This is a genomic window from Pseudomonas sp. P7779 (assembly GCF_013386315.1).
GTDB lineage: Bacteria > Pseudomonadota > Gammaproteobacteria > Pseudomonadales > Pseudomonadaceae > Aquipseudomonas.
The window spans coordinates 18,452-32,101 of sequence record NZ_JACARZ010000025.1; the positions used below are offsets into that span (position 1 = coordinate 18,452).

13 protein-coding genes are annotated in these 13,650 nt (G+C 60.2%); 5 read left to right on the forward strand and 8 right to left on the reverse strand.

Features of this window, described 5'->3' with window-relative positions; translation table 11 throughout:
- Positions 1 to 57: 57 nt before the first annotated feature.
- The 3 genes from HX869_RS08990 to HX869_RS09000 form a co-directional block, all read right to left on the reverse strand.
- The gene (locus tag HX869_RS08990; protein ID WP_017477366.1) at positions 58 to 1,026 is read right to left on the reverse strand and encodes a L,D-transpeptidase family protein; all 969 of its coding nucleotides are present in this window, start codon (positions 1,024 to 1,026) and stop codon (positions 58 to 60) included.
- 72 nt (positions 1,027 to 1,098) lie between these two features.
- Positions 1,099 to 1,392 carry a hypothetical protein gene (locus tag HX869_RS08995; protein WP_003218723.1) on the reverse strand — a complete coding sequence of 98 codons (294 nt, stop codon included), beginning with the start codon at positions 1,390 to 1,392 and terminating at the stop codon, positions 1,099 to 1,101.
- 58 nt (positions 1,393 to 1,450) lie between these two features.
- Positions 1,451 to 2,056 (reverse strand): arylesterase, encoded by a 606-nt coding sequence (locus tag HX869_RS09000; RefSeq protein ID WP_003218725.1) that lies wholly within the window; start codon positions 2,054 to 2,056, stop codon positions 1,451 to 1,453.
- A gap of 10 nt (positions 2,057 to 2,066) precedes the next feature.
- Between HX869_RS09000 and HX869_RS09005 the strand changes: the two genes are divergently transcribed.
- Both HX869_RS09005 and HX869_RS09010 read left to right on the forward strand, forming a co-directional pair.
- A complete protein-coding gene (locus HX869_RS09005; protein WP_003218726.1) occupies positions 2,067 to 2,750 on the forward strand; it encodes an ABC transporter ATP-binding protein in 684 nt (227 codons plus the stop codon).
- A complete protein-coding gene (locus HX869_RS09010; RefSeq protein WP_178902999.1) occupies positions 2,750 to 5,260 on the forward strand; it encodes an ABC transporter permease in 2,511 nt (836 codons plus the stop codon). Before HX869_RS09005 ends, HX869_RS09010 begins: the two co-directional genes overlap by 1 nt.
- A 46-nt stretch (positions 5,261 to 5,306) precedes the next feature.
- Here the strand turns inward: HX869_RS09010 and greB are convergent, their stop codons facing one another.
- Positions 5,307 to 5,780 carry a transcription elongation factor GreB gene (gene greB / locus HX869_RS09015; protein ID WP_178903000.1) on the reverse strand — a complete coding sequence of 158 codons (474 nt, stop codon included), beginning with the start codon at positions 5,778 to 5,780 and terminating at the stop codon, positions 5,307 to 5,309.
- A gap of 152 nt (positions 5,781 to 5,932) precedes the next feature.
- Positions 5,933 to 7,162, reverse strand: a complete 1,230-nt coding sequence (locus HX869_RS09020; protein WP_178903001.1) for a hypothetical protein — start codon at positions 7,160 to 7,162, stop codon at positions 5,933 to 5,935.
- A 304-nt stretch (positions 7,163 to 7,466) separates the two neighbouring features.
- On the opposite strand from HX869_RS09020, the gene HX869_RS09025 reads away from it, so the two are divergent.
- From HX869_RS09025 to HX869_RS09035, 3 genes are read left to right on the forward strand one after another with little or no spacing between them, the layout of a single operon-like run.
- Entirely contained in the window at positions 7,467 to 8,393 is a 927-nt protein-coding gene (locus HX869_RS09025) for an ABC transporter ATP-binding protein (protein ID WP_177050920.1), read from the forward strand.
- On the forward strand, positions 8,390 to 9,115 hold the full coding sequence (locus HX869_RS09030) for an ABC transporter permease (protein WP_178903002.1): 726 nt from the start codon (positions 8,390 to 8,392) through the stop codon (positions 9,113 to 9,115). Before HX869_RS09025 ends, HX869_RS09030 begins: the two co-directional genes overlap by 4 nt.
- A gap of 15 nt (positions 9,116 to 9,130) precedes the next feature.
- Positions 9,131 to 10,936, forward strand: a complete 1,806-nt coding sequence (locus HX869_RS09035; protein ID WP_178903003.1) for a Gldg family protein — start codon at positions 9,131 to 9,133, stop codon at positions 10,934 to 10,936.
- A gap of 4 nt (positions 10,937 to 10,940) precedes the next feature.
- On the opposite strand, the gene HX869_RS09040 is transcribed toward HX869_RS09035, so the two are convergent.
- The 3 genes from HX869_RS09040 to HX869_RS09050 all read right to left on the reverse strand — a co-directional run bounded on the left by HX869_RS09040 (position 10,941) and on the right by HX869_RS09050 (position 13,465).
- Entirely contained in the window at positions 10,941 to 11,249 is a 309-nt protein-coding gene (locus HX869_RS09040; protein WP_003218736.1) for a hypothetical protein, read from the reverse strand.
- A gap of 255 nt (positions 11,250 to 11,504) precedes the next feature.
- Positions 11,505 to 11,939 carry a DoxX family protein gene (locus HX869_RS09045; protein WP_003218737.1) on the reverse strand — a complete coding sequence of 145 codons (435 nt, stop codon included), beginning with the start codon at positions 11,937 to 11,939 and terminating at the stop codon, positions 11,505 to 11,507.
- 104 nt (positions 11,940 to 12,043) lie between these two features.
- Positions 12,044 to 13,465, reverse strand: coding sequence for a transglycosylase SLT domain-containing protein (locus tag HX869_RS09050; protein WP_178903004.1), 1,422 nt, complete (start codon positions 13,463 to 13,465; stop codon positions 12,044 to 12,046).
- Between the last annotated feature and the right edge of the window lie 185 nt (positions 13,466 to 13,650).

Sequence of the window (13,650 nt, forward strand, 5' to 3'; positions counted from 1 at the left end):
AGACAATAAAACACCCGTCACCGCGCGAGGCGATAACGGGTTATGGATCGTGCAGGCTTACTGCTGCAGATCGACCGGCGTACTCGACACCATCGGCGCCCCGCCCGGCACACCGATTTCCGTCGGGATACCGTCTTCGGCCGCAACCACGTCACGCACCTGGTCCCAGTTGACCCGCAGGTTGCTGGACAGGTCTTCACGCTTGAGCAAGGCGTTGATGACGGCGGTGTGCTTGTCGACGACCGATGGGGTGCCATCGTCGTTCAGCGGCGTATGGGCCTCCAGGTAGACCTTGCCCCCGGCCGCGCCGAACTTGTAGGCGTCGTTGATAATCCGCACCGACGTGCCCACCGGCACCATGTCGGCCATTTCCAGCACGTTGTTGTTGAACATGCGGAAGCAACCGTGGCTGGTACGGGTACCGATGCCGAACTTCATGTTGGAACCGTGGATCAGGTAGCCCGGCGTGCCGAGGGTGAACTTGAACGGCCCCAGCGGGTTGTCCGGGCCGGCCGGCACGACGTTGGGCAACGGGTCGCCATTGGCGGCGTGTTCTGCCTTGATCGAGGCTGGCGGGGTCCAGGTCGGGTTCGGGATCTTGCCCGTGATGGTGGTGTGGGCCACTGGCGAGCCCCAGCCTTCACGGCCAATCCCCAACGGGAACGTGTACACCACGTTCTGGCCCTTGGGGTAGTAGTAGAGCCGGTACTCCGCCAGGTTGATCACGATGCCTTCACGCGGGCCGGGCGGCAGGATGAAGCGCGTCGGCAACACGATCTCGGTACCCGCTCCCGGCAGCCAGGCATCCACGCCCGGGTTGGCCGCGACCATCTCCGAATAACCCAGGTCGTAGGTGGTGCCGAGGTCCGCGAAGGTATCTTCGTACTTGGCCTTGATCACCTGGACCTGGCCAACGATATCTTCACCCGGTGGCGGCAAAGGCAACTGCAAGGCTGCAGCAGGACCGGCCGCGCAGAGCGCAGCGAGAGACAGGCAGCAGGTGACGGCGGAAAGGCGCGACAACATCCGGGAATTCCTTCGCAGATCGACGGGTAGTAGAAAATGGATTGTACACGGCTGCCCGGCGGGCACCCATATTCAAAGCTCGAAGCGCAGCTCCGGCCAGATCGGCGGTGTGCCGCGTTTTTGCGACTCGAGGATCGCCCGGCACAGGGGGCACAAACGCTGGTCCTGGAAGATCGAGCGATCCACCGATGACCAGCGCGGCTGGGCAGGCAACAACGTGCCGCAGAGGGTGCGGTCGATGGACCCGCCCAACTCCAATTGACGCGTCACCAGATGCACCCGGACTTCCTGGCAGGCGAACAGATCCAGCTGTTCGTCAGGCTCGATCAGTTGGTAGGCAAACAGTGACCAGGCAGGACGCGACATCGGGGGCTCCAAATCGGGGGGGCGCCACCTTAGCCGAAAGACCGCTGCTAGAAAAGCGTCATAGCAGTGGTTTTAGCGTTGGCCAGACATTTTCCAGCAACTTGCCCTGCGCGCCAACCGCCGGGTGCAATTGGTCAGCCTGCATCAGGTCCGGATGACCACCGACGCCTTCAAGGAAAAACGGCACCAGCGGGACGCTTTTTTCCTTGGCCAGGGCCGGGTAGACATTAGCAAACGCGGTGGTGTATTTCGGCCCGTAATTAGGCGGCAACTGCATGCCCAGCAGCAGCACCTTGGCACCGCTGGCCTTGGACTGTTCAATCATCGATGCAAGATTTTGTTTCAATTGCTCGGGTGGCTGCCCACGCAGGCCGTCATTGCCGCCCAGCTCAATGATCACCAGGTCCGGCTTATGCTCTGCAAGCGCCGCCGGCAGCCGCGCCCGGCCTCCGGCACTGGTGTCGCCGCTGATAGAGGCGTTGACCACTTTATCGTCGAAACCTTCGCTCTTGAGCCGTTGTCCCAACAACGCTACCCACCCTTTGCTGGTATCCAGCCCGAAACCGGCACTGATACTATCGCCAACGATCAGGACTGTACCCGCCGCTGCGTTCTGGGCCATGCACATCAAGGCCAGGCCAGCACTCAAAAACCACATTCGCATTGGATTCTCCATGGGCGCAAGCATTCTCACCGCGCGAAACCTTAGCAAAGTGGTTCCCAGCGCGGAAGGTGAACTGACTATCCTGCACGAACTGAGCCTGGAACTGAACAAGGGCGATAGCCTGGCTATCGTCGGCGCCTCCGGTTCCGGCAAATCCACCCTCCTCGGCCTGCTGGCCGGCCTCGACCTGCCCAGCAGTGGCGAAGTCACCCTCGCCGGCCAGGCCCTGAGTACCCTCGACGAAGACCAGCGTGCACGCATCCGCGCCGAGCACGTGGGGTTTGTGTTCCAGTCCTTCCAGTTGCTCGACAGCCTCAACGCGCTGGAAAACGTGATGCTGCCCCTGGAGCTGGACGGTCGCAAGGACGCCCGCGAGCGCGCCAAACACCTGCTGGAGCGTGTCGGCCTGGGCCAGCGCCTCACCCACTCGCCGCGCCAACTCTCGGGGGGTGAGCAGCAACGGGTAGCGATTGCCCGGGCGTTTGCTGCCGAACCGGACGTGCTGTTTGCCGATGAACCCACCGGCAACCTCGACAGCCACACCGGCGAGCGCATCAGCGACCTGCTGTTCGAACTCAACAAAGAGAGCGGCACGACCCTGGTGCTGGTGACCCATGACGAGCGCCTGGCCCACCGTTGCCGTCGCCTGATCCGTCTTGAAGCCGGCCTGATGGTCGCGCCCCTGGAGCCTTGATGGCACGCTTGCCCTTGTTGCGCCTGTTCAGCCTTGCCCTTCGCCAGTTGCTGCGCGATGCCCGCGCCGGCGAACTGCGTGTGCTGTTCTTCGCCCTGCTGGTGGCCGTGGCCGCCAGCACCGCCATCGGTTACTTCGGTGCCCGCCTGAACGGCGCGATGATGTTGCGCGCCACCGAGTTCCTGGCGGCCGACCTGGTGCTGGAAGGCAGTTCACCCGCCCGCACCGAGCAAATCCAGAGTGGCACCGAGCTGGGCCTGCAGCACGCCAGGGTGGTGGAATTCTCCAGCGTGATTGCCACTGACGCTGGCATCCAGCTGTCCAGCATCAAGGCGGTCAACGAGGCGTATCCGTTGCGCGGCGAGCTGAAGAGCGCCGCCGAACCCTTCGCCGAAGAAACTGCCGGAGGTGACCCCAAACCCGGTGAAGCCTGGGTGGAAGCACGGCTATTGACGGCACTGAACCTGAAAATCGGCGACAGCATCGACGTCGGCATGAAGACCCTGCGCCTTTCCCGCGTGCTGACCTATGAGCCGGATCGCGCCGGCAACTTCTATAGCCTGACGCCCAGGGTGATGATCAACCTGGCCGACCTTGACGCCACCGGCGTGGTGCAGCCCGGCAGTCGCGTGAGTTATCGCGACCTGTGGCGCGCGCCACAAGGCGGCACCGTGCTGCAAACCTATCGCGACCTGGTCAAGCCCGGCCTGGCTGCCAACCAGCGGCTGCAGGATGCGCGCGACGGCAACCAGCAGATCGGCGGCGCGCTGGGCAAGGCCGAACGTTACTTGAACATGGCCAGCCTGGTGGCGGTGCTGCTCTCCGGCGTGGCCGTGGCGCTCTCGGCCAATCGCTTCGCCAGCCGACGCTTTGATGCCAGCGCCTTGCTGCGCTGCCTCGGGTTGTCGCGACGCGAAACCATGCTGCTGTTCAGCCTGCAATTGGCCGTGCTGGGGTTGCTGGCCAGCCTGACCGGCGCCCTGCTCGGCTGGCTGGCGCAATTGGGCCTGTTTGCGCTGTTGCATGACCTGCTGCCGGCGGACGTTCCCCCCGGCGGGCTGCTGCCGGCCGTTGCCGGGATTGGCACCGGGCTGGTAGCCCTCGCCGGTTTCGCCCTGCCGCCGCTGGCTGCCCTGGGGCGGGTGCCGCCACTGCGGGTATTGCGCCGCGACTTGCTGCCAATCCCTTCCAGCACCTGGATGGTCTATGGTGCGGCGCTCTTCGCCCTGGGCCTGATCATGTGGCGCTTGAGCCTCGACCTGGTGCTGACCTTCGCCCTGCTGGGCGGCGGCGTGATTGCCGCGCTGGTTCTCGGCGGCCTGCTGCTCCTGTTGCTGCAAAGCCTGCGACGCCTGCTGGCCCGGGCCTCCCTGCCCTGGCGCCTGGGGCTGGGCCAGTTGCTGCGTCATCCCCTGGCGGCCGCGGGGCAGTCACTGGCGTTCGGGCTGATCCTGTTATCCATGGGCTTGATCGCGTTGTTGCGCGGCGAATTGCTGGACACCTGGCAGAACCAGTTGCCCAAGGACGCCCCCAACTATTTTGCCTTGAACATCCTGCCCGCCGACAAAGACACCTTCGGCGCACGCCTGCTGGAATTACAGGCGCAATCGGCTCCGCTGTATCCGGTGGTACCGGGACGACTGATCAGCATCAATGGTTCGCCAGTGCAGGAGATTGTCAGCAAGGACTCCAGCGGCGATCGTGCAGTACAGCGAGACTTGAGCCTGACCTGGGCCGCCGACCTGCCACCGGGCAACAAGCTGACGGCGGGCTCCTGGTGGACGGCGCAACCGACCGACGAGATTCCAGGCGTCTCGGTGGAGGCCAAGGTCGCCGACAGCCTGAAACTCAAGCTCAACGATCACCTGGTGTTTACCGTCGGCGGGGAAAACCGCGAAGCGCGGGTCACCAGCCTGCGGGAAATCAACTGGGACAACTTCCAGCCCAACTTCTTCATGATCTTCCAGCCCGGCACCCTGAAGGACCTGCCGGCCACCTACCTGACCAGCTTCTACCTCGCACCCGGCCATGACCAACAGATCGTCGACCTGTCCCGGGCCTTCCCGGCGGTGACCATCCTGCAGGTGGAGGCACTGCTGGAACAACTGCGCAGCATCCTGGCCCAGGTCACCCTGGCGGTGGAGTACGTGCTGTTGTTTGTCCTGGCAGCGGGGATGGCCGTGTTGTTCTCCGGGCTCCAGGCAACCCTCGATGAGCGGATTCGCCAGGGCGCCCTGCTGCGGGCGCTGGGGGCTGAGCGCAAGTTGCTGGTCAAGGCCCGGCGTATCGAGTTCGGGTTGTTGGGCGCAGTCAGCGGGCTGTTGGCAGCGCTGGGCACTGAACTGGTGACACTGGTGCTGTACCGCTACGCGTTCGACCTGACCTGGCACCCGCATCCGTGGCTCTTGCTGCTGCCGGTGATCGGCGCCGTGCTGATCGGCGGTGCCGGCGTGTTCGGCACCCGCCGCGCACTGAATGCCAGCCCGTTGACGGTGCTGCGCGAGGGCTGAAAACGCAAATGGCCCGCACGCGTTCATGCGTACGGGCCATCCGTTGTCACTTCACATATTCGATAGCGGTGATCCACCAGCACACTTCGCCACTGGGGGTCTGCACGAGCGCCTCGTCATCCACTTCCTTGCGCAACAGTGCCCGGGCCATGGGTGAGTCGATGGAGATGTAGTCCATACGCTCATAGATCTCGTCGTACCCCACGATGCGAAACCGCTTGGTCTCGCCCTGTTCGTTTTCAATCTCCACCCAGGCGCCGAAAAACACCTTCCCTTCCTGCTCGGGCATGTACTCGACCACGCGCATGCCTTCCAGGCGCTTGCGTAAATAACGCACCCGACGATCAATTTCCCGCAGCAGCTTCTTGTTGTACTGGTAGTCGGCGTTTTCGCTCCTGTCCCCCAGGGAGGCCGCCCACGTCACTTTGCGGGTGGTATCAGGGCGCTTTTCTCGCCACAGGTAATCAAGCTCCTTTTTCAGGGCCTCATGACCTTCTTTGGTAATCAGCTTGGTGCTCAAAAGCTCTACATCCCCTGGAAGTTTGCATTTTTCAGACCCGCTGCCGCATCAGGCACAACGCATTTAACGCCCGATGTCGGCTGTGGGGGTCGATGATAAATGAACTCGGGAAAGTAGCCAGACCCACCGGCGGATTCCGGCAACGACGCGTATCAGTCAGCCTCCGGCTGGGTCGGGCCGCATTCAGGCTGGCCGCGCCCGTTCTCGCCAAGCCATGCAAGTGACTCATCCAGGGATTGAAGCGTAACCCTCAGGTTGTCCCGCAGGACAGGCAACTGGAACAGCGCAGCCGTCAGCTGTTGCTCCTTGAGGCGCACCGCAAGGTCACGGTCATGCAACTGGGCTTCCTGGCTCTCCAGGTAGCGCGCACGCTCGTCCATTCGACGCTGCTCTGTCTGGTTCAGCGCCGAGCTGCCAGCCAGATGCTCCTCCCGGAGGGCCAGCGTGCGGGCCAACTGTTCCAGGGACGTTTCCTTTTCGGCAATCCTGTCGGCACTCCGCTGACTCTCCTGCTCAAGGTCAGCCCTTTCCTGGCGCAGTTCGAGACGCAACTGATCAAGCGCTTCTTCCTGCTTGAGCACGCTGAGCTTTTGCTGCGTCAGCTCCTGTGACAATCGGGAAAGATTGGCCAGCGTATCGTCCACTTCAAACAACGAGGCTGACTCATTCCGGGCAGGCATGGGCGGCGGCGCCTGGGGGACCGGTTCAGGTTGTTGGACTATGGGCGCCGGCACTGGCGCAGCGACAGCAGGCGCCTCGATCGGTGCCTGTAGTGGCGCCTCAACGAGCGGCTCGGATATCTCGAGCTCAGCCTCGGGCGCCTGCGCCACCGGCTCGGGCAATGACCGCGCAGGCTCTGAAGGATCGGGGGACCTGGGAGCAGACACCATTCTTGAGGAGAAACGAATCGACGGCACGATCAACGTATTGCTTTCAATGGCGGGCAAACCGGGCGCCGACGTTCCCAGGGTAATCACCTTCATCACCAGGGATTTCTTGATCGTCAACGAGTGATGATCTTCAGGCCTGGCCGGGGGCAATTTGCAGCCTTTCAAATCAACAAAATGAAAGGGAATCTGAGTTTCGCCGCTGCTTGCAGATTTTGCCCCGGGAGCAGCCGCGAGCGTCAGGATTTGCTTGAAGACATGGGTCGCTATTTGCAGGTCTTCCTTGGAGTCTATCGCCCCCAGAAAGTAACGTTCGGACTTTTTGCGCAACGCTGCGATGTACACCCGTGAACTACCGGGCTCTGTTTCTTCATCCAGACTGTAGGCAAGAAAGTTTGAAGAGATCTGCGCCACCGCAAAACCACAAAGCAGTGCACCATTGACCGGCGCATCATGCCCGGACTGTTCAAGAACAAGGGTACGTAGAAGCAGCATGACATCAGGCTCCATTTCAAATTGGCATAAACTTTAAATAAACACCAAATAAACAACGACTGTAATTAAATCATCAAAAGCAAAACAATTGTTTCAGCGAGTCATAGTCTGGCATGTAGGACTTATCTTATTCAGCCCCCTCAGCATTTCCAAGAGCGTTTATTGAACGTACCATTTTTTAACAGTGCGACGTCGGAAAAGCTTCAACATAAAAGATTTCAAGCATTGAAATTTCGAACATTCACAACCTGCTGTTCACCCAGGTTAATCCAGCCTTGCCATATCCATTCAGTAGAAAAGCATAATGATCGAGATAACGAGCCTGACAAAAACCATGGGCGGAAAAAACATTATTCATGACTTCTCATTCAACGCCCAACCCCAGGAATGCCTCGGGCTGTTTGGAAATGATGGTGCGGGAAAAACAACTATTATCAAAATGATCTCAGGCTCGACTACACCCTCTTCAGGCCATATAAAAATATTCGGTAACGATATCGCCCTGAACGCATTCCAGGCAAAGAAAGTCACCGGCTACCAGCCAGAGCGACTCTTGAGCCATGGTGCAATGAGTGTAAAGGCCTTTCTCGGTTTCATTGCCGAAATACGCGGATTCCGCGGCGCGGAAAAACGCAAGATGATTGACCGGGCAGTTGCACGGCTTGAGTTGTGGCGGATACTCAAAAGCCCGGTGGAAACCCTCACGGACGGGTTGAAACGCAAGGTAGCCATCGCCCAGGCAATCCTGCATGACCCCAGCCTGCTGTTGCTCGATGAGCCAACAGAAGGTCTGAATGCCGACCAGAAACACAAAGTCAGAATGCTCATCAAGTCGCTCAGCGACGAGATGACGGTCATTGTCGCGTCCCGTGCGCCGGAAGAACTGACCGGTATTTGTACCCGCGCACTGGTGATAGCCGACGGCCGATTGGTGGCAGACACTTCGGTGCCCGAACTGCAGCGCAGCTCCCGTCATCACCAGGCGGTCACCCTTGCAGCCGACACACCACTGGACCTGTTGGCCCTGGCGGTATTGCCCGGGGTCGCCGGCATCGAGGAAGACCGCGAGACTCCCGGCACAGTGACCGTACTCGCCCTGCCGGGGCAAATCATCTACCCCCACATCAATGCACTGGTCACCCAGCGCCGCTGGAAGCTCAATGCCCTGAGCCTGGAAGCCGGGCGCCTGGATGACGTTGTGCACCATATGAGCCAGGAGGCATCGATTTGAAACTTCTCCCGGTCATATTCAAGCGTCAACTGGTCAGTTATCTTTCGGCTCCCGTCACTTACCTGAGCACTGCGGTTTTCCTGACCGCCGCTGCTGTATTTGGCTTCCACTCAACCCGGTTACTGGAAGTCGGCAGTGCCGACTTGCAGGGCTTCTTCCAGTTGCACCCCTGGCTCTACTTACTGTTGACACCTGTCCTATGCACTCGGCTTTGGGCCGACGAGCCCACCACCGGTTCCATGGAGTTGCTGAAAACCCTGCCCGTCACACGTTTCGAGATAGTGGTCGGAAAGTTTCTGGCGGCCTGGATTGTTTCTGGCGTGGCCCTGCTGTTGACCTTCCCGATAGTTATCACCGTCAACTATTTTGGCAATCCGGACAATACAGTCATTGCGTCACAATACCTGGGAAGTTGGGTATTGGCCGGATGTTATCTATCCGTGGGTTGTTTTGTCTGCGCACTGACACACCATCGCGCGATTATATTCACCGTAACCCTGTGCTTGCTGCTGACCGCCAGTGGCCTGTCATCCATTCTTGATGCGATTGAACATCAAGTTCCGGTATGGCTGATTGACCGTCTTCTTTCCCTGAGCCCGTCTGCGCGTTTTGACGCCATTGACCAAGGGGTACTGGCTCTTCAAGACAGTTTGTACTTCATCAGTATGATCATCGCCTTTCTTGGCGCGACGGTCATTGTCCTGAATGTAAGAAACGGTTGAGAAGGACACATCACGATGAAAACGCGACTAAGTGCCAGCCTCACAATTATCACGCTGCTGTTACTGTTTCTCGCTTTTAACCTGGTCTGGGCACTGAAACTTCCAAATCCACGGCTGGATTTTTCGGAACAGAACATCCATACACTTTCCGATCCTGTACAGACTATGCTCGGTTCACTGGAAAGACCGGTCGATCTGTACTTCTTCAATTCAAGCAACCGTGCACACAAAGCCAACGCCGTTGAAAGCTACGCTAAACGGGTAGAGCTGTTGCTCAAGGAATATGAAAAAGCGGCAAAGGGCAAAATCAACCTGCACCTCATCGACCCCACCCCTTTTTCTGAAGATGAATACAAAGCCAGGTTACTGGGACTTGACGAACAACACGGATTCTTCGGCCTGGTGGGTACCAGCGCGGGCCATGCGCCCCATAGCATCCCGTCATTCAGCCCGGACCGGGAGTCACTGCTGGAGTATGAAATCAGCCATTTGATTCATAAGGTGATCCACCCCGAGCAACCCATTGTGGGCGTGATCTCCCGGCTGCCAATAAACGGTGAGCGAGATGAACGCAACGGCGTTAATACGCCTCCCTGGCAGGTGTTGCAGGAGATCCGTCGCCAGTTCAACGTGGTGAGCCTGGAGCCGGGTATCGCGCAAATTCCTGAACACGTCAAAACCCTGATGGTGGTTCATCCCGGCAACCTGCCTGACCAAACCCTCTACGCAATAGACCAGTTTGTATTGGGCGCAGGCAAGTTGATGATGTTTATCGACCCGCTTGTCGGGCTGGACACCAGCGTCACGGCCCCGGAAAACCCCAGGCTGGAGGCATTGCTGTCCGCCTGGGGCATCCAGATGCCCGCGAACAAGGTGATTGCCGATCGCGACTATGCCACTTCGGTGATCCTGACCACAGGCCAGCCGCCTGTGCGCCATCCCGCGGCACTGACCTTGCCCCGCCAGGCGATGGCACAGGATGACATCAGCGCCTGGAAACTTCACAACGTCAACGTCTTGAGCAGCGGCGCCCTGGCCCCTGCCAAGAGAAGCCGCATGACCTTCACCCCGTTGCTGCAAAGCTCCGCGCACGCCGCGCTGTTTGAGGCAGAGCGCTTCGCCCTGCCAGCGCAGCTCAATTCACTGATCAATGAAACAGCCACTCGCGCTCAACAACAGGTGATCGCCGCCCGCGTCGAAGGGCCCGCCTATTCCGCCTTTCCTGACGGCATCAGTGGGCGTAACACCGGCTTGCAAAAGGCTGCGAACATCCATGTGGTCGTGGTCGCCGACACTGACCTGCTCAGCGATCGTGTGTCTGGAATGCTCCAGAAGCATCGCGCGGCGGGTGGCCCGTTGTCAGATAACGCGATGTTTGTATTGAACACCCTGGACAACCTGGCGGCGCCCGATGCACTGATGAACATTCGCCCCCGCGCAGGCGGTGCTCGATCACTGCAGGTGCTGCAGGCAATGCGCGAAGACGCGGCACTGGCCTACGGTGAGAAGTCCGCCGAACTGGCGCAACGCCTGGAACAAACGGAAAAGGAATGGCAAGTGCTCAACCCCCCGACAATTTCCCCGGGCCCTCAGGCTGCAACCTCCAACACACTGCTGCAAGCGCTCAACAAGGAGCGGTTGCGAATCCCCATGGAAATTCACGCGCTGAAGGTCCAGTCATACGCCGAGGTTCACGCCCTGGAACGCAAAGTGAAGCTGCTCAATATCGTGCCTGTACCGCTGATACTGTGCCTGATTGCGGGGGGTATTTTCCTGTTGCGTCGCCGTCGCCGGCACCTGCCTTCAGCAGCGTTCTACTGAGGGCTCAACGCCGGGCGATCAGCCCTTGCCGGGCAATGCGGGTCAGTTGGCGTATCACTTCGCCCGCGTCGCTGGCACTGGGCGCCTGAATGACGGCCAGGTCGAAGCTGTTGGACGCAAAGCGCGCAAGGGAGTCGCCGTCTTCGACAAACTGGATCAGAAAGGCCGAAGGCCGCCCCGTGCGGCGCGGCCAGCCATCCAGATAGCGCAGCAACGTCGGCTGATGCTTGCCGCCCAAGAGGATTTTAGGATTGCGTTGGGTCAGGTCCGCGGTGATCGGGGCCAGGCGTATGAGGGGGCGTAGTGCATTCATTGTGTCGTGTCTCTGCCTCAAAAGTCTGCGGGCAGGTGAGAGGCAACACCGAACCAGCGCTTTAGCGGAATTTCGAAGCTGGCCCATGGCTCTGGCTTCTGTCGGGACTGTGATCAGTCACCCGTGGCGCCCCGCAATTAGCTGTTTAAATCGGCGCATGGGCAACATCCTAGAGAAGCCTGTAGGGCGGTGTCAAGAATCCCGAGCAACGAAAAGGCCCGCACTGGGCGGGCCTTTTAAGGGGGGGTCGCGGTATCAGTGAGTGATGGCGCGGTCTGCGGACAATTTGCCCGCACCTTCCAACAACACGGCCAGCGTACCGCCCAGCAGCGCCAGGGCGAACTCGTAGCCGTTGTTGGCCATGAACAAACCGTTATGGATATGCACCGAGAAAATCGCCACCAGGGAAATGATCGACAGGCCGAGTGCCGCCGGCCGTGCCAGCAAGCCAATGATCAGCGCCAGCCCGGCGAAGAACTCGGTACCACCGGACAGCACCGCCATCAGGGTACCTGGGGCCAGGCCGATACTTTCCATCCACTGGGCAGTGCCCGCCAGGCCGCCGCCGCCAAACCAGCCAAAGAGTTTTTGCGAACCGTGGGCGGCGAAGATAATCCCGACAAAAATCCGCAGGACAGTCAGGCCGTAGCCGGCGCGGGTGGAGAGGATGCGGGTGATCAATGGGCTCATGCTGATAATCCTTTTCAAGGTAGGGGTTGGGTTGGCCGCTATATTAATCAGTTTAAACAATGATAAAAGCCGATAAAGCGGCTCATAATTATCGAATTAATAGATTATTTACGTGAGGCAACCCGTGGCGCTGCCGGCTCCAACGACTCCCGCTCACGATCAAACGCCAGGTAATACTTGTTCACGCTATTAACATAGCTGACGCCGCTCATTCCCACCTGCTCCATGGCAATGCGCTCGACCTGGAAAAACCATTGGTTTGGGTTAAGCCCCCGCCGCCGCGCCTCGGCACGCATTCCCTGGACCCGCTCGGGCCCCATGTTGTAGGCCGCCAGCACAAACGCCATGCGCTCGCGCTCGTTGAGCTTGGGGCTTGAGAAGAACTTGCGCCGGATCATCGCCAGGTACCGCGCGCCCGCCTGCACATTGCTGTCCAGGCTTTCGATGTTGTTCACCCCGACCCGCTGCGCCGCCGATGGCGTGATCTGCATCAGCCCGGTGGGGCCGCCGCTGCTGCGAGCGCCAGGGTCTAGGGCAGACTCCTTGAACGCCAGCGCGGCCAGGTTCAGCCAGTCCATGCCCTGCTCGCGGGCATGCTTTTGCAGCACCGGGCGCAGTTTTTCCAGGCGCTGGCGGTCGACGCGAGCCAGTGGATAACGTACCTGGTAGAGGCGGCGGTAGATGCGCTGGAACGCCACATCCTGATCGGACGGCGTGCGGTAGGTCTTGAGGAAGCGATCAATACTGGCCCGCAGCATCGAGGCATCCTGGCGCACAAACCAATACTCTTCGCCCGGCTCGCTGATGGTCACTTGCCGGTCGAAACGGAGCTTGGGCAGGATCTTCGCCCAGCGTTCGGCAATCGGCCGCTCGACAATGGTCAGGTGGAAAATCCCGGCCTGGACCATCTCCAGCACGTCCTCTACCGCGAGGCTCGGATCCACCCACTCCACCTTCACCGGCGGCAATTTGTGCAGCGCCAGCTTCTGGTTGACCTGGCTGATCGCATCCGACGCGGCACTGCCCGTGGTCAAGGCCAGCGTGCGCCCGGACAGTTGCTCCAGCCGGGTAAACCGCCGCTCGCCCTTCAGCCCCACCAGCCATAACGGCACGTCGCTGGCGATCGGGTCGCTGGTGGCAATCTTGTGGGCGGCCTTCACATCCAGCAATTCGCCGGGTGCCACCAGGTCGCCCTCGCCACGGGCCAATGCGCCAATCAGCTGATCCTTGGCCTTGGGAATAATCTTGAGGTTGATTTCCTCGCCGTCACGGGCGTGACCGTTGAGGTATTGCTCGAAAGCGCGCAGGCGATGGTATTCAACACCGATGGCCTGGCCCTGGACTTCGCCGGAACTGTTGCGGCTCTGGTTGACCAATACCCGCAAGGTGCGGCTGCTGCGGATTTCCGCAAGGTCGCGGACCTTGCCGGGCCGGGTCACTTCCAGCGGCCCGTCCAGACGCGCAACCGCCGCCATGGGCAGCAGTAACGTCAGGGACAACACAAGCAACGCCGAGGGTCGGATCATCCGCTCTCCGGAAGAAAGAATACTGCCCATTGCTTCGCGAAAAACGAGGCGTTGGGGGACAGAAACAGAGCGCCATGAGCGCAGGCTTTGGGCGCAAGGGTGGCACGGCAGATGGCGACAAACCAAACACGGTGTTACTTGCGACTTTCAAAGACAGCTTTAACTCGTTGTAGTTCTTGGCTTTT